This window comes from Pseudomonas sp. UBA6753, from assembly GCF_002453565.1.
GTDB lineage: Bacteria > Pseudomonadota > Gammaproteobacteria > Pseudomonadales > Pseudomonadaceae > Aquipseudomonas > Aquipseudomonas putida_Z.
Map to the genome: position 1 here is coordinate 1 of NZ_DKHD01000037.1, position 14,020 is coordinate 14,020.

Annotated in this window: 14 protein-coding genes, 1 tRNA gene and 1 pseudogene; 10 read left to right on the forward strand and 6 right to left on the reverse strand. The window is 58.3% G+C overall.

The window, feature by feature from the left end; genetic code table 11:
* Window positions 1-943: pseudogene (locus tag B2790_RS15960) on the forward strand (IS3 family transposase); the annotation flags it as partial.
* Window positions 944-958: 15 nt separating this feature from the next.
* Here B2790_RS15960 and B2790_RS15965 read toward each other — a convergent pair.
* Window positions 959-2,137 carry a phosphatidylinositol-specific phospholipase C domain-containing protein gene (locus tag B2790_RS15965; protein ID WP_286919196.1) on the reverse strand — a complete coding sequence of 393 codons (1,179 nt, stop codon included), beginning with the start codon at window positions 2,135-2,137 and terminating at the stop codon, window positions 959-961.
* A 514-nt stretch (window positions 2,138-2,651) separates the two neighbouring features.
* Window positions 2,652-3,866, reverse strand: coding sequence for an aldose 1-epimerase family protein (locus tag B2790_RS15970; protein ID WP_286919197.1), 1,215 nt, complete (start codon window positions 3,864-3,866; stop codon window positions 2,652-2,654).
* 217 nt (window positions 3,867-4,083) lie between these two features.
* Between B2790_RS15970 and B2790_RS15975 the strand changes: the two genes are divergently transcribed.
* The gene (locus tag B2790_RS15975) at window positions 4,084-4,977 is read left to right on the forward strand and encodes a LysR substrate-binding domain-containing protein (RefSeq protein ID WP_286919198.1); all 894 of its coding nucleotides are present in this window, start codon (window positions 4,084-4,086) and stop codon (window positions 4,975-4,977) included.
* A 97-nt stretch (window positions 4,978-5,074) separates the two neighbouring features.
* Entirely contained in the window at window positions 5,075-5,779 is a 705-nt protein-coding gene (locus B2790_RS15980) for an SDR family oxidoreductase (RefSeq protein WP_286919199.1), read from the forward strand.
* An 887-nt stretch (window positions 5,780-6,666) separates the two neighbouring features.
* Here B2790_RS15980 and B2790_RS15985 read toward each other — a convergent pair.
* Together B2790_RS15985 and sohB are read right to left on the reverse strand one after the other, a co-directional pair.
* A tRNA-Cys gene (locus B2790_RS15985) sits at window positions 6,667-6,740 on the reverse strand.
* 154 nt (window positions 6,741-6,894) lie between these two features.
* Window positions 6,895-7,914 carry a protease SohB gene (sohB, locus tag B2790_RS15990; RefSeq protein WP_023662815.1) on the reverse strand — a complete coding sequence of 340 codons (1,020 nt, stop codon included), beginning with the start codon at window positions 7,912-7,914 and terminating at the stop codon, window positions 6,895-6,897.
* Window positions 7,915-8,111: 197 nt separating this feature from the next.
* Here sohB and B2790_RS15995 point away from each other — a divergent pair, with 197 nt between their 5' ends.
* From B2790_RS15995 to B2790_RS16010, 4 genes are all read left to right on the forward strand, one after another.
* Window positions 8,112-8,822: a histidine phosphatase family protein gene (locus tag B2790_RS15995; RefSeq protein WP_075045628.1), complete on the forward strand. Its 711-nt coding sequence runs from the start codon at window positions 8,112-8,114 to the stop codon at window positions 8,820-8,822.
* Between the two features lie 56 nt (window positions 8,823-8,878).
* The gene (locus B2790_RS16000; protein ID WP_003257405.1) at window positions 8,879-9,196 is read left to right on the forward strand and encodes an SCP2 sterol-binding domain-containing protein; all 318 of its coding nucleotides are present in this window, start codon (window positions 8,879-8,881) and stop codon (window positions 9,194-9,196) included.
* Window positions 9,197-9,491: 295 nt separating this feature from the next.
* Window positions 9,492-10,559, forward strand: a complete 1,068-nt coding sequence (locus B2790_RS16005) for a phosphotransferase family protein (protein WP_286919200.1) — start codon at window positions 9,492-9,494, stop codon at window positions 10,557-10,559.
* Window positions 10,560-10,595: 36 nt separating this feature from the next.
* Window positions 10,596-11,363, forward strand: coding sequence for an SDR family oxidoreductase (locus B2790_RS16010; RefSeq protein WP_015270905.1), 768 nt, complete (start codon window positions 10,596-10,598; stop codon window positions 11,361-11,363).
* Here the strand turns inward: B2790_RS16010 and B2790_RS16015 are convergent, their stop codons facing one another.
* Both B2790_RS16015 and B2790_RS16020 read right to left on the reverse strand, forming a co-directional pair.
* The gene (locus B2790_RS16015) at window positions 11,364-12,185 is read right to left on the reverse strand and encodes a class I SAM-dependent methyltransferase (RefSeq protein WP_075045630.1); all 822 of its coding nucleotides are present in this window, start codon (window positions 12,183-12,185) and stop codon (window positions 11,364-11,366) included.
* Window positions 12,186-12,399: 214 nt separating this feature from the next.
* Window positions 12,400-12,750 carry a hypothetical protein gene (locus B2790_RS16020; RefSeq protein ID WP_016498900.1) on the reverse strand — a complete coding sequence of 117 codons (351 nt, stop codon included), beginning with the start codon at window positions 12,748-12,750 and terminating at the stop codon, window positions 12,400-12,402.
* A 114-nt stretch (window positions 12,751-12,864) separates the two neighbouring features.
* Here B2790_RS16020 and B2790_RS16025 point away from each other — a divergent pair, with 114 nt between their 5' ends.
* The 3 genes from B2790_RS16025 to B2790_RS16035 all read left to right on the forward strand — a co-directional run bounded on the left by B2790_RS16025 (window position 12,865) and on the right by B2790_RS16035 (window position 13,930).
* Window positions 12,865-13,155, forward strand: a complete 291-nt coding sequence (locus B2790_RS16025) for an RcnB family protein (RefSeq protein WP_286919201.1) — start codon at window positions 12,865-12,867, stop codon at window positions 13,153-13,155.
* A 126-nt stretch (window positions 13,156-13,281) separates the two neighbouring features.
* Window positions 13,282-13,476 carry a hypothetical protein gene (locus tag B2790_RS16030; RefSeq protein ID WP_081742349.1) on the forward strand — a complete coding sequence of 65 codons (195 nt, stop codon included), beginning with the start codon at window positions 13,282-13,284 and terminating at the stop codon, window positions 13,474-13,476.
* A gap of 70 nt (window positions 13,477-13,546) precedes the next feature.
* The gene (locus tag B2790_RS16035; protein ID WP_025339704.1) at window positions 13,547-13,930 is read left to right on the forward strand and encodes a glycine zipper domain-containing protein; all 384 of its coding nucleotides are present in this window, start codon (window positions 13,547-13,549) and stop codon (window positions 13,928-13,930) included.
* Window positions 13,931-14,020: the final 90 nt, after the last annotated feature.

Here is a 14,020-nt window from a genome sequence, read left to right on the forward strand (position 1 = left end):
TCAAGCGCGTGACGGAAGAGCGAGACATCTTCAAAAAGGCCGCCGCGTACTTTGCCCAGCAGTGCGGCTGAAGTACGCCTTCATCAAGAAGCACTCGACTGATTACCCGGTGCGGCGCCTTTGCCAAACCCTCAAGGTGCACCCCAGCGGCTACTACGCCTGGCTGGCCGAGCCTCAATCTGCCCGAGCAAAAGAAGATCAACGTCTGCTTGGCTTGATCAAACACGCTTGGCTAGAAAGCGGAGGTGTATACGGCTACCGCAAAATTCACGATGACCTACGTGAGCTGGGAGAGGAATGCGGACGAAATCGAGTCGGGCGCTTGATGCAGGCGGAGGGGATGCGTTCGCAAACGGGCTATCGGCGGCGTCCAGGGTTTTACGGTGGAAAACCAACAGTGGCCTCGCCCAACCACCTCGCGCGGCAGTTCAAGGTCAGTGAGCCGAACAAGGTCTGGGTGACAGATATCACTTACATCCGCACCTATGAAGGATGGCTCTATCTGGCGGTAGTGCTGGATCTGTTCTCACGCCAAGTAATTGGTTGGTCAATGAAGCCAAGGATGTGCAGCGACCTGGCTATCGACGCAATGTTGATGGCTGTGTGGCGACGTAAGCCACAGCAGCAAGTGATGATTCACTCAGATCAAGGTAGTCAGTTCAGTAGCTCAGATTGGCAAAGCTTCTTGAAGGCTAACAATGTAATCAGCAGCATGCGCCGGCGGGGAAACTGCCACGACAATGCCGTAGCCGAGAGCTTTTTCCAGCTTTTGAAGCGGGAGCGAATCCGACGAAAGATCTACACAACCCGTGAAGAAGCCCGAAGTGATATTTTCGATTACATCGAAATGTTCTATAACCCTAAACGCCGACACAGCAGTGCTATGCAGCTGTCTCCAATAGAATATGAGAAACGCTATTTCCTGAGCTTGGAGAGTGTCTAGGAAACCAGGGGCGATTCAGACATCGATAATCGCGTAATCGTCTTGCATGTGGCCGTCAGGGTTATCAAAAAGTGTAATTCGGGTTCCTTTTTTGACACCCGACAGAGAAAGAGATCGCATCTCATCGTTTTCGCACCCAAGCCGTTCCTTATCGTCATCCTTCAAATTAATGGTTCGCTCAAACGCAGTAGAGAAAGTACAAACAAGGGATTGAGTCAGATTGTCGCCCTCATAGGCAACCACACCTCCATTATTGTGCGCCTCGACGTACTCGAGAACATCTCCCTGCTCGATAAAATCGACCGCGATGAAATTGGGATCTCGCTTGGCTGCAGGCTTGCACTTATTGTTAATTCTATCTGACAGCCCCACACTACCGCCCAACTCATTGTCATCGGCACTATGTGTAGGTATGGTAGAGCCATGATAGTGATTCATCACAAAAAGTCGCGACCAGCCTCTGAAATCACTGTGACTGGCTTGCCTTGTATCCAAGGGAATACTATCCCATCGTGTTTTACAGCTTAGGTCGTGATCGAAAATGGTGTTCCCTAAAGACCAGTAGTTTTCGACGGTAATATCTTTATCCTTGAACATGTAGACATTGGATTCATAAGCGCCCGCATTTTTCGACTCTTGCGTAATGAGAATCAACCTCTGATTAGCATCAATCATTTGTTGCAATGTTGGCCATTCGGTTCGCCCGCCCCATCGCACTTTTGGATTGAAAACGTAAGACGCCATGCCCGGAACTGCTTTAAATGCACCTTGCATGGCCGCTCTGGTAGCATAGTCCTCGAAATGAATAGTTATTACGGCATCCGGATTATCTCTCAAAAAGGTGGTCACAACATTCAAAACATCAACCAATTTCGCCTGACAATCCCACTTGGGATGACACAGTTTAACTGGATCATCATATGTATCCAGCATAAGCCCTCTTACGCCCCGGGCCAACTGCTCTCGAATTGAAAGACTTTGATTAGTCACACCAACCCAAGAACCAGTAACAAAAGAATTATGCGACATAACCCACTGGTACTCGCCGAATGGTCGCGACTTGTCCACCACCTTACCTGGCCAGGCATCATTAATAGCATTATCAACAGCACCATCAATACTGGGCTGCCGCACCGAAACGCAACCACTTGACAACATCAAAATCAGAGCCAACAACAATAATTTTATATTCATGGAAACGCTCCACTCCAACATAGTTCGGGAATCGAGGACCAAGGCCCATTTAAACGTTCCGCCCCAGCCCTTGATGCGACTATTTCGTCCATCCTGGTTTTCCTTAAAATGAGCACTTATGAACTGCTCGGGCTTTGACTCTGCCAAGCGTACTTGCGCAACGCAACTAGCAAAAATGCCAGGTGTTTCGCGCTCATTTCGGTACAGCCCCCTCACCTGCGCAGGAATAGCTGTCTGTTCGACTATCCAAGCAAGCCCTACCCATCATTCAGTGAGTTTTTCCGACTTCGAGACGCACGCAAGCACATGCAATTCGGCGTGGGCACGTTCTGGCCCAAGTGGAAAACTAGTTGACGGTAACAGTTGAATCGCATTATCCACGATGGTATGTGCACGGTTCCCAGTACAAAAAGCCCCACAGACTTTCATCTGCGGGGCTTTTGAATGCTGGAGGCCGAGGTTGGCATGGAACCGACGCCGCTTTGCAACATCAGCCGACATGCCCTGACCGGCGTTATCCCTTGTTCAGATCAACCAATGGCGTCTGCCGCACCTCGGTTTCACGCCCGCCCTGAATCTCGCTAACATGCTTCAAGGCCTTGTCCACTGCCACCTTGTCCGCCAACAAGCTGTAGCTGATGTGGAACTGCCGGTGTTCCTTCGGTCCGATTGTCGGCACCAGGTTCAGTGGCCGCTGGTAACGGCGGTTGTAGGAAAAACTCGTCCCCGGCTCGAGCCCGGTCACATAGCCCTGGCCTTGGGTATCGGTATTTTTCCAAAGTGAAAATACAGGCAATGTCCGAGTATTGAAGCCGACCGAAACGCCCAGACTGCCAGCCTTGTCATGCAACACGGCCAACGTATTACCCTGGTCATCGGCATACGGCACCACGTTATAAACCGTTTCGTCATAGTCCTTGGTGGGCGCTCGGTAGGTTTGCCAATCGGCCAGATCTTCCCTTGCCTTGTCGTTGAACGGCGACACCTGTTTCACTGGTGCGGCGAACCGAGCGCCCTGCTCCAGAAACGGGGTGCTGAAGTTACTGTGATACAGCGCCTGGTATTCCTTCGGATAATCGCCGTTGTTGGTCAGGGTATCGTTGAGGGCGAACATCACGCTGCCCGGTTCGGTGACCAATTCGGTCACGACCGAGAAGTCGACCTTCTTGAACGCCTGCTCTTTCAGTTCGCCACGCAGGCTGATGGCGTATGGTGGTTTCTCATCGATGTGCAGCGTGACTCTGTTCGCAGGTATGTTGGCGGCCCGACCGTGCAGGGTCAGCAGCTCGCCATTGTCGACGCCGGGGTGGCCGACCCATTCGTAACCGCAGCGGGCGACCAGTTCGTTGAAGCCCTCCAGCCAGCCCAGGCCATTGCGCCCATTAAGCTCGATGAAGGACGGGTTGACCACTTCCTGGACCGGCGAATCCCAGCCCATGCGCACATTTCCGACCGACGCCTGCAAGACGTTCATTCCACGGGTCGGCACTATCGAAAGTTTCATCGTACCGTTATCGATGTCGACGATGCTGACACCCTCTTGCCTGCCTCCGTGCAAGGTACGCAAGGTAACGCTGAAGGGCTTGTCGGTTTTTATGCCAAGTTGCTGGCTGGTGATCTGCCAGTTCTGGGCGGCTTTATCGGTGTCGAGCAGAACGTAATCCCAGGCCATGGTGTGGGAGGCTGCGGACAGGGCGCCGAGAGCAACGAAGAATTTGAGGAGGGGCATGACAGGTTGCCTTTCTTGGAGTTGTTCCCCTTTATAGACACGAAGAAACGTTTCAGCAAGCTAGCCAAGTGATGCTTTCGATTGGCACAGGTTTCTTTAGCTAGTTTCAGGGAGTAGCCTCGGCACAGTGAATCTTTCGAGCCCGATCAGGTTATCAACCTTGTGAAAGCATCAGAGAGACAGAACAATTGCCGAACTCGATAGAATCTTCATTGCCATGCCAGACGGTTTCCCTGATTTGCCCTCGCTGAACGCGTTGCGTGTTTTTGAAGTGGTGGCTCGCCGCTTGAACTTCCGTGTGGCTGCCGAGGAACTGGGCGTGACCCAGGCGGCAGTTGCCCAGCAGATACGCGGGTTGGAGGCGAGCCTGGATCTGCGTTTGTTTGAACGCCTGCCCCGTGGCTTGGCGTTGACTGATGCGGGCCTGGGCTACAGCGGAAGCATTCGCAGTGCACTGGCCATGATCGACGAGGCAACACGCCTGCTTCGGCCACAGACTTCTCACCTGACAGTCAGCGTTACACCTACCTTCGCCTCGAAATGGCTGATTCCCAGGCTCGGCAATTTTGCGCAGAGCCACCCAGACATCGATTTGCGTGTGCTGGCAACCGACCGGCTGTCGCACTTCAGCACCGATGGTGTGGATATCGCTGTCCGCTATGGCAAGCCCGAGTTCGGAGCAGGTTTGAATAGCGAGCTGCTGATGGAGCAGCGAATCATTGCGGTGGCCAGCCCAAGGCTATTCGAAGGCAGTGAAATACCTGCCAGCTTTGCACAGTTGCAGGACTTCGTCATGTTGCACGATGCCCATAATTTCTGGCCTCAGTTCCTTGCAGAGCTGTTCCCGCATCACCTGCAACCCACAGCCAGAAATCTGCGCTTCAATCAGACCTCATTGGCCATTGAAGCGGCAATCAGCGGCCAGGGCATTGCCTTGGCCAGCCCTGCGTTCGTCGGTGATGACATTGCCGCAGGCCGACTGATGCAGGTTTTTACCCAGCAACTCAAGGTCGATAAGTCGTTTTATCTGGTCTGGCCACGCAAGATGAAACAGCCGGACTCATTGAGCGTGGTCCAACACTGGCTCAAGCAACAAGCTGTCGATAGTTAATCTATCGTAACAGTGAAGTTTAGCTGTCTCCCTCGCCAATGGGACTGCTGCTAAGGTGAATGCACCTGGGAATCAGCATTGAGAGATTGGAGGCAGCATGTCAGTAGAAAAAGTTGCGATAATTACGGCGGGTGGCAGCGGCATGGGCGCAGCGGCAGCACGACGCCTGGCCGCCGACGGCTTCAAGGTTGGGATTCTCTCCTCTTCGGGCAAGGGCGAGGCGTTGGCTGCCGAACTCGGCGGTATTGGTGTAACCGGTAGCAATCAGTCGGTTGAAGACCTGCAACGCCTGGTCGACGCTGTCGTGCAGAAGTGGGGCCGTATCGATGTGCTGGTCAATAGCGCCGGCCATGGTCCGCGCGCGCCAATCCTGGAAATCAGCGACGAGGATTGGCACAAGGGCATGGATACTTACCTGCTCAATGTCATTCGCCCGACTCGCCTGGTGACGCCTTACATGCAGCGTCAGAAGAGCGGAGTGATCATCAACATCTCCACTGCCTGGGCGTTCGAACCCAGCGAGCTGTTTCCGACTTCTGCGGTATTCCGCTCGGGCCTTGCCGCGTTCACCAAGATCTTCGCCGACAATGTCGCCGGCGATAACGTGCGCATCAACAACGTCCTCCCTGGCTGGATCGACAGCTTGCCGAGCACCGAGCAACGCCGCGACAGCGTGCCGCTCAAGCGCTACGGCACCAGCGAAGAAATCGCTGCGACCATTGCGTTCCTTGCTAGCGAAGGCGCGGCCTACATCACCGGGCAGAACATCAGGGTCGATGGCGGCGTAACACGCAGCATTTGATCGTCCGTGGCCGCAGCATTGCTGCGGCCCTCGTTTCATGGAACATGGTTTTTTTCATGCTGGACGATCTGTTTCAGACCATATGGGCGCGGCTGATCAAGGGTTCGCTGATAGGGATGCCATGGGACGATAGCGTCCGGCATCGTTCCCCTCCTCCATCGCAATACTGAACAGCTCTGCGAAAAGAAAAGGCACCCGCAGGTGCCCTCTCAATACCATTTACGGAATGAATCGAGTGCCACAAGCGTGGCACATCCAAGTGCGGCGCCACTCTTCCAATTTGTCGTACTGTGCGACGTTGAATTTCCAGTGGCGAACGAATCCAATTACACCGACGGTGATAAATATCGCGCCTATGAAGAACCTCGTCCAATCAACGCCCCAGAACGTGTTCATAAGCTTGAGGCCATCGTACAAGATGATTGCACCAACCCCTGTAAGGATAACCGGGCCAAGCAAGCGCTTACCTGGAGGTGGACCGACGCTTGCCGCCAAATTGGTCTGATGCCGACCTGAAGTTTCAACGGTCACGCTTGGTCCGAATCCAGATTGGGATTGCGCTTGGTGGGTTGCTTGTATGTGAGAAGTGCCAGCAGCATGGATGATAGACAGAAGCTGGACGTTTTGACCTTGGCATTGCGGGCAGCAGATTGCGTTATTGCTCACCACGTATTCATTCCTTTGAGGGGTGAAAGGCGAGCATTCTAAGGCAATTGCTTACATCAGCGCACTATGCGACTTTATCCGAACGCTATTCACGACCTACCAGGCCCACAACCAACCCGACCCTCCATCCCATCTGTGTGCCTGCAGTTTCGGAACTCGTAGTTTTTTCCGACCCACAAAGAAAAACCCCGCAGACGTTAATCTGCGGGGCTTTCGAATGGTGGAGGCCGAGGTCGGAATCGAACCGGCGTAGACGGATTTGCAATCCGGAGCATAACCACTTTGCTACTCGGCCTCAAAGGTCGGATCTAGCAGCTTGCGCTTCGCTATCTCCTTGAAACGCTGAACCTTTTTCAAAGTTTGCTGCGTTTCGATGGGCGCCATTATGTCTTCATTCCTTTAACCTTGCAACCCCCTGAACGAAAAAAAATTTCAACGGGTTCAAGGTGTTAGCGCAGGCGGCCGAGTTTACTCCACAAGCCCACCACTGTGTTCTCCACGGTGCCACTGGCAGCCATGCCGATTCGCTCCTGCAGGCTCTTGCGTTCGGCGTAGTGCAGGTGGAACAGGTTGGCGTTGCGCGCGCGTTCGCTGAGGTACTCGTCGCTGGTCTGCAGCTCGTCCACCAGCTTGCGGTTGAGTGCCGCGACGCCCAGCCAGACTTCGCCGGTGGCCACTTCGTCGATGTGCAGCTGCGGGCGATAGCGGGCAACGAAGTCCTTGAACAGCTGGTGGGTAATGTCCAGATCTTCCTGGAACTTCTCCCGGCCCTTCTCGGTGTTCTCGCCGAACACGGTCAGGGTGCGCTTGTATTCACCGGCGGTCAGCACTTCGAAATCGATGTCGTGCTTCTTCAGCAGGCGGTTGACGTTGGGCAGCTGCGCCACCACGCCGATGGAACCCAGTACGGCGAACGGTGCGCTGACGATCTTCTCGCCGATGCAGGCCATCATGTAGCCGCCGCTGGCGGCCACCTTGTCGATGCACACGGTCAACGGGATGCCGGCCTGGCGAATGCGCGCCAGCTGCGATGCGGCCAGGCCGTAGCTGTGCACCAGGCCGCCACCGCTTTCCAGGCGCAGCACCACTTCGTCACGCGGGGTGGCGAGGGTCAGCAGCGCGGTGATTTCGTTGCGCAGGCTTTCGGTGGCAGAAGCTTTGATGTCGCCATCGAAGTCCAGCACGAAGACCCGGCCCTTTTCCTCGGCCTTGCCCTTCTTCTGCCGCTTTTCCGCCTTGGCCTGCTGCTTGCGCAGGGCCTTGAGCTGGGCCTTGTCGAGCAGGCCGGATTCCAGGCGCTCGCGCAGGTCCTTGTAGAACTCGTTCAGGCGAGTGACCTGCAATTGCCCACCCGATTTGCGCCGCCCCTTGCCGCGCAGCCCGGCGATGGCCGACAGCACTATCAGGATGGCGATGACCAGGGTGGCGGTTTTGGCGAGAAAGCTTGCGTATTCAGCAAGAAACTCCACGTTGACTCCTTAAAGACTTGCGCCACTACGGCGCGTAACTGTAGCAAGCATACCGTTGCGCCTGAGGTGCTGCCAGCCGTGGCAAACGCTGGCAACACCTTTCAAACAACCTTTTCAAACGCTTGTATGTTTTTTCGTTGACAGCCCGTGTGCCGCATCCTAACCTCGCAGCAACCTCCAACAGGCCGGAACCTTTCGTGGGCAACCTCTACCTGATCCGACATGGCCAAGCCTCCTTCGGCGCCGATGACTACGATGTCCTCTCGCCCGTGGGCGTGCGCCAGAGCCAGGCCCTGGGTGAGCACCTGGCCCAGCTCGGTGTAAGGCTGGACCGCTGCGTGGCAGGCGACCTGCGCCGCCAGCAGGATACCGCGCGCCTGGCCCTGGATGCATTGCACGCCAATGGCTGCCCGGTGCCGGCTGTTGAGACCGATGCAGCATTCAATGAGTTCGATGCCGATGGTGTGATCCGCGCCTTGTTGCCCGGGCTGCTGCCGCAGGAGCCCGACGCCCTGCACATCCTGCGCAATGGCGCGCAGCACCGCAGCGAGTTCCAGCGCCTGTTCGCACTGATGGTGCAGCGATGGCACGATGGCGAACATGCCGACGATGGCCTGGAGACCTGGCAGGCGTTCACCGCCCGCGTGCAAGGCGGCCTGCAGCGTGTACTGGATGCCGCCGGTAGCGGCGACAATATCGCCATCTTCACCTCGGGCGGCACCATTGCCGCCCTGCTCCACCTGGTTACCCGTATTACCCCCGGCCAGGCGTTCGCGCTGAACTGGCAGATCATCAACACGTCGCTCAGCCAGCTGAAGTTCCGCGGCCGCGACGTGGCACTGGCTTCCTTCAACAGCCAGGCCCATGTGCAGCTGTTGAGGGCGCCGGAGCTTGTCACCTATCGATGAGCCCGGCTTGTTGTGTCCCTGCGGGGACGTGTAAATCACTCTATAAGGAATGCGCCATGACCTCCGTAGCTGATGCCGTCAAAAAGATGCAAGAGAAGTTCAACCCATCCGCTGCCGCCGGCCTGGACCTGGTGTTCGGCTTCAACATCACCGACGAAGACAAGCACTACGCGCTGATCGTCAAGGACGGCACCTGCGATCTGCAGGAAGGCGAAAACCCGGATGCCAACTGCACCCTGGTAATGGACAGCGAAACCCTGAAGGGTATCGTCAGCGGCGAAACCGACGGCATGCAGGCATTCATGGGCGGCAAGCTGCGCGTTGAAGGCGACATGATGCTGTCGATGAAGCTCAGCGAGCTGTTCCCGTCCTGAGGGACTGGAAATAGCGGATGATCGAAAAACCGAAGCCTGACCGGCTTCGGTTTTTTTTTGCCCGCCTGTTCGGGCCCTATCGCCGGCAAGCCAGCTCCCACAGGTACAGCGTTGCTCTCGAGGTTGCCGCTGTACCTGTGGGAGCTGGCTTGCCGGCGATAGGGGCAGTCGCTTCATCAAGGCAGTTGATCAGGCAGCAACACCCTCACCTATATGGCATCTGGCACGCTTGTCCCATCCCCGGCGGACCATTAGATTAGCCAATAGTCCTTGCGATCGAGAATAAGGAAAACGCATGACGCTCACCGACCAGTCCACCCAGGTACGCCCCGGCGAAGAACTCGACGCGGCTGTCATCGACCCTTACCTCAAAGCCAACATCCCCGGCCTGGACGGCCTGCCGAGCATCAGTCAGTTCCCTGGCGGCGCCTCCAACCTTACCTACCTGGTCAGCTACCCGGGCCGCGACTTCGTGCTGCGCCGTCCACCGTTCGGGCAGAAGGCCAAGTCGGCCCACGACATGGGCCGCGAGTTTCGCATCCTCAACCAGCTCAACAGCGGCTTCCCCTACTGCCCCAAGGCCTATGTGCACTGCACCGACAGCAGCCTGATCGGCGGCGAGTTCTACGTTATGGAACGGGTCAAGGGCATCATCCTGCGCTCGGACATCCCAGCCGAGCTGGACCTTGACGCCAACCGCACCGAGGCCCTGTGCAAGAGCTTCATCGACCGCCTGGTGGAACTGCACCAGGTGGACTACAACGCCTGCGGCCTGGCCGACCTGGGCAAACCAGAAGGCTATGTGCAGCGCCAGATCGAGGGCTGGACCAGCCGCTATGAAAAGGCCCTGACGCCCGACGCCCCGCGCTGGGAACAGGTGACCGCCTGGCTGCACGAGAAAATGCCCGCCGACCACCCGCGGCCCGGCATCGTGCACAACGACTACCGTTTCGACAACGTGATCCTCGATGCCGACAACCCCATGCGCATCATCGGTGTGCTGGACTGGGAAATGGCCACCCTCGGCGACCCGCTGATGGACCTGGGCAACAGCCTGGCCTACTGGATCGAGGCCGACGACCCGGCGCCGGTGCAGCTGATGCGTCGCCAGCCGAGCACCGCACCGGGCATGCTCACCCGCCGCCAGTTCGTCGATTACTACGCCGAGCGCGCCGGCATCTGCCTGGACAACTTCGATTACTACTATTGCTATGGCCTGTTCCGCCTGGCCGGCATCGTCCAGCAGATCTACTACCGCTATTACCACGGCCAGACCCAGGACAAGCGCTTCGCCCAGTTCATCCACATGAACCGCTTGCTGGAGCAGATGACCTTGCAGGTCATCGCCAAGTCCAGCCTCTGAGCCCCGACCTCGACGACGGATAACAAGGAAAACAGCATGTCCAAGACCCACCTGTTCGACCTCGACGGCAAGATTGCCTTCGTTTCCGGCGCCAGCCGTGGCATCGGCGAGGCCATTGCCCACCTGTTGGCCCAGCAAGGTGCCCATGTGATCGTGTCCAGCCGCAAGCTCGACGGTTGCCAGCAGGTGGCTGACGCCATCATCGCCGCCGGTGGCAAGGCAACGGCGGTGGCCTGCCACATCGGTGAGCTGGAGCAGATCCAGCAGGTGTTCGCCGGCATCCGCGAACAATTCGGGCGGCTGGACATCCTGGTCAACAACGCCGCTACCAACCCGCAGTTCTGCAACGTGCTGGATACCGACCCAGGAGCTTTCCAGAAGACCGTGGACGTGAACATCCGTGGCTACTTCTTCATGTCGGTCGAGGCCGGCAAGCTGATGCGCGAGCATGGTGGCGGCAGCATCATCAACGTGGCTTCGATCAACGGGGTTTCGCCCGGCCTGTTCCAGGGCATCTATTCGGTGACCAAGGCGGCGGTCATCAACATGACCAAGGTCTTCGCCAAGGAATGCGCGCAGTTCGGGATCCGCTGCAACGCCCTGCTACCGGGCCTGACCGACACCAAGTTCGCCTCGGCACTGGTGAAGAACGACGCCATCCTCAATGCCGCGCTGCAGCAGATCCCGCTCAAGCGCGTGGCCGACCCCAAGGAAATGGCCGGTGCCGTGTTGTACCTGGCCAGCGATGCTTCCAGCTACACCACCGGTACCGCACTCAATGTCGACGGTGGCTACCTGTCCTGATCAGGCTTTTACTGCAACCAGGGTGTAGCTCAGGGGCAGGCGTGCGGGCTGCTCGCGCAGGCGATATTCACCGTCGTCGCCCTTGACCATCTGCCCCGGCAGCGCCTCCCAGGGGATGCTCTGGTGCTCGACCAGGGCGGTCAACTGCAGGCCGTGGGCCAGCAAGGCGCTGATCACCTCGCCCAGGCCGTGGTTCCACTCGTGGGTTTCGGTGTGGGAAAGTCGCTGCTCGGTTTCGACGTAGGTCTGGTCGTTGTGCCACACCGTCGGTTCTTCGTGCTCGAAATACGGGTATTCGAGTTGCAGGCGGTCCTGGTGGTCCTCGTTGACCGCCATCAGCATCGGGTGCCCGTCGCGCAGGAACAACCGCCCGCCCGGCTTCAGCAGGGCCGCGACTGTACGCGCCCACGGCTCGATGCGAGGCAGCCAGCAGAGCGCGCCGATTCCGGTGTAGACCAGGTCGAACGTGCCGGCCGGCAACACCTTGTCGGCGTCGTAGACATTGGACTCGACATACGCGATGGGTGCCGCACAGCGCTGGGCCAGCACCCGCGCCTCGGCCAGCGAAGCCGCGGAATAGTCCAGGCCACAGACCTTGGCGCCAAGGCGCGCCAGCGAGAGGGTATCGGTACCGATGTGGCACTGCAGGTGGACGGCGTTGAGCCCGTCGATATTGCCAAGCAACGGCAGGTCGAAGCGTACGGTTTCGGAAAGGTATTCGGGATGCTGGACGAGCCGTTCGACTTCGTAGTCGTTGGAAGCAGCGTGCAGCGGGGCACGTTCATCCCAGCTGGCGCGGTTGAGTTGCAGTGAGCGGTCCATGGTGTCTTCCTTGATTCGTGGGGGCTCATGCTAGCCTCCACCAATCTCCCAGCGACACAAAAGCCTTGCTAAAAATTGTAATGCTGGCGCGGTCACTGTGGGAGCGGGCGTGCCCGCGAAGAAACAACGCGGTGGCTGGCACCGGCTACTCCGGTGTTCGCGGGCGCGCCCGCTCCCACCCGACCCCACAGAGCCCCTGCCAAGTCGCCAGCCGTTACAGGCAGGTCGCCGCTGCCGCCCGGCGCTGCAGGGCCACACCGTCGTTCTTCTGCGCGTAGTAATCCACCCGCGCCCCACCCGCCTGCGGGTACACATCCACGAACGCCTCGGCTTCACGGGTATACACTGTGAACCCACCCTGCTTGCGTGGCTCCAGATAACCACTGGCGTCGTCGCCGAACACCTTCTCTTCCTGCCAGCTGAACTGGATGCACTGGGCCACCAGTTCCGGCGCCTTGTGCGAGTCGAGCTGCGCGGTCGGCTTGCCGCCGCGGGCCGTTTCCATGGTCGCAGAAGCACAACCGACCAGCATCAGCGCCGCGGCCATCGGCAGAATCGCACGCATGTTCCATCCTCAGGGTAAAAAAGAAGGCGACTCTAGCACTGGCAAGCATCGCGAGTGAATTGTCACGCGCAGGTGGCTGTCGCAGATAAGGCATTCCGCCACAAGGAGAACGTAATGAAATTGCACTACCTGCTGTTCGCCGCCCTTCCCTGCCTGCCCCTCGCTGCCAGCGCAGCCCCCTCCGGCGAAGAAAGCATCACCGCGCCAGAAACCCACAACCGCGAGCTCAAGGTCGGCGACAAGGCACCCGACCAGTACAAACGCGATGACCAGGCAATCAAGGACTGGAAAACCAAGGGCCTGCCAGCGCCGGAAAAGGAAAGCCACTGGGTAAACATGGGGGGGCGCTACGTGCTGGTGCAGATCACCAACGGTGTGGTGCTGGCAATTCAGCCAACCCACTGATTCCACACTTTCCCCGCCGCTCATCGCTGGCACGACAAATTTTTGCCTGCCAGCGAAACCAAATGGATCCTTTCCAGTCTCAGAGGGTGTGCCGTAAACCTTTGCGGATCAAGGACCTATATCGTGATGACCCGTCTTGCAAGCCTTTCGCTGATTGCCGTTGTCCTGCTCACCGCAGGGTGCCATAGCCATCGCTACCATGACGACGACGATGGCTGGCGTGACCGTGATCGCGATCGTGGCCATCGCCACCACCATCGGCATGACCGCGACGACGACGATGACGATCGTCAATACCGTGGTGACCGCTACTACCGCTGAAGCGTCTTTTTCAACCCTGGCCCGCCGTCGCGCGGCACCTTAACCTGATGATTCCTTTGAGGTTCGTATCATGCGTCTGACTCTGCCTTCCCTTGCCCTCGGCCTGCTGCTGTGCCAGGGCGCTTTCGCCGGTGACGGTACCGCCGCCATTGGCGGTGGCCTGGGTGGTGTTCTGGGTAACGTTGTCGGTCAACAGATCGGCGGCAAAACGGGGGCGGCCATCGGCGCCGGCCTCGGCGGCGCAGCCGGCAGTGCGGTAGGTGCACGCAAGGGCAACCGTACCGAAGCCGCCATCGGCGGTGGCCTGGGCTCGGCTGGCGGCTCGCTGCTGGGCGGCGCGGTAGGCGGCAAGACCGGCTCCACCGTGGGCGCCGGCCTGGGTGGCGCAGCCGGTGGTGCCATCGGCAACCACTTGGGCGACAACAACGGCAAGCACCGTCGTCACCGTCACTGATCCGGTGACCTGAGGGGCTGCTGCCCAGCCCATCGCCGGCAAGCCCGCTCCCACCTCGACCGCATTTACCTCAAACCATGCGCAGTCATT

Bases quoted from the DNA above. Each gene is read 5' to 3' on its own strand.
- B2790_RS15965 (WP_286919196.1), bottom strand. From the start codon at position 2,137: ATGAATATAAAATTATTGTTGTTGGCTCTGATTTTGATGTTGTCAAGT.
- B2790_RS15970 (WP_286919197.1), bottom strand. From the start codon at position 3,866: ATGCCCCTCCTCAAATTCTTCGTTGCTCTCGGCGCCCTGTCCGCAGCC.
- B2790_RS15975 (WP_286919198.1), top strand. From the start codon at position 4,084: ATGCCAGACGGTTTCCCTGATTTGCCCTCGCTGAACGCGTTGCGTGTT.
- B2790_RS15980 (WP_286919199.1), top strand. From the start codon at position 5,075: ATGTCAGTAGAAAAAGTTGCGATAATTACGGCGGGTGGCAGCGGCATG.
- B2790_RS16000 (WP_003257405.1), top strand. From the start codon at position 8,879: ATGACCTCCGTAGCTGATGCCGTCAAAAAGATGCAAGAGAAGTTCAAC.
- B2790_RS16005 (WP_286919200.1), top strand. From the start codon at position 9,492: ATGACGCTCACCGACCAGTCCACCCAGGTACGCCCCGGCGAAGAACTC.
- B2790_RS16010 (WP_015270905.1), top strand. From the start codon at position 10,596: ATGTCCAAGACCCACCTGTTCGACCTCGACGGCAAGATTGCCTTCGTT.
- B2790_RS16015 (WP_075045630.1), bottom strand. From the start codon at position 12,185: ATGGACCGCTCACTGCAACTCAACCGCGCCAGCTGGGATGAACGTGCC.
- B2790_RS16020 (WP_016498900.1), bottom strand. From the start codon at position 12,750: ATGCGTGCGATTCTGCCGATGGCCGCGGCGCTGATGCTGGTCGGTTGT.
- B2790_RS16025 (WP_286919201.1), top strand. From the start codon at position 12,865: ATGAAATTGCACTACCTGCTGTTCGCCGCCCTTCCCTGCCTGCCCCTC.
- B2790_RS16030 (WP_081742349.1), top strand. From the start codon at position 13,282: ATGACCCGTCTTGCAAGCCTTTCGCTGATTGCCGTTGTCCTGCTCACC.
- B2790_RS16035 (WP_025339704.1), top strand. From the start codon at position 13,547: ATGCGTCTGACTCTGCCTTCCCTTGCCCTCGGCCTGCTGCTGTGCCAG.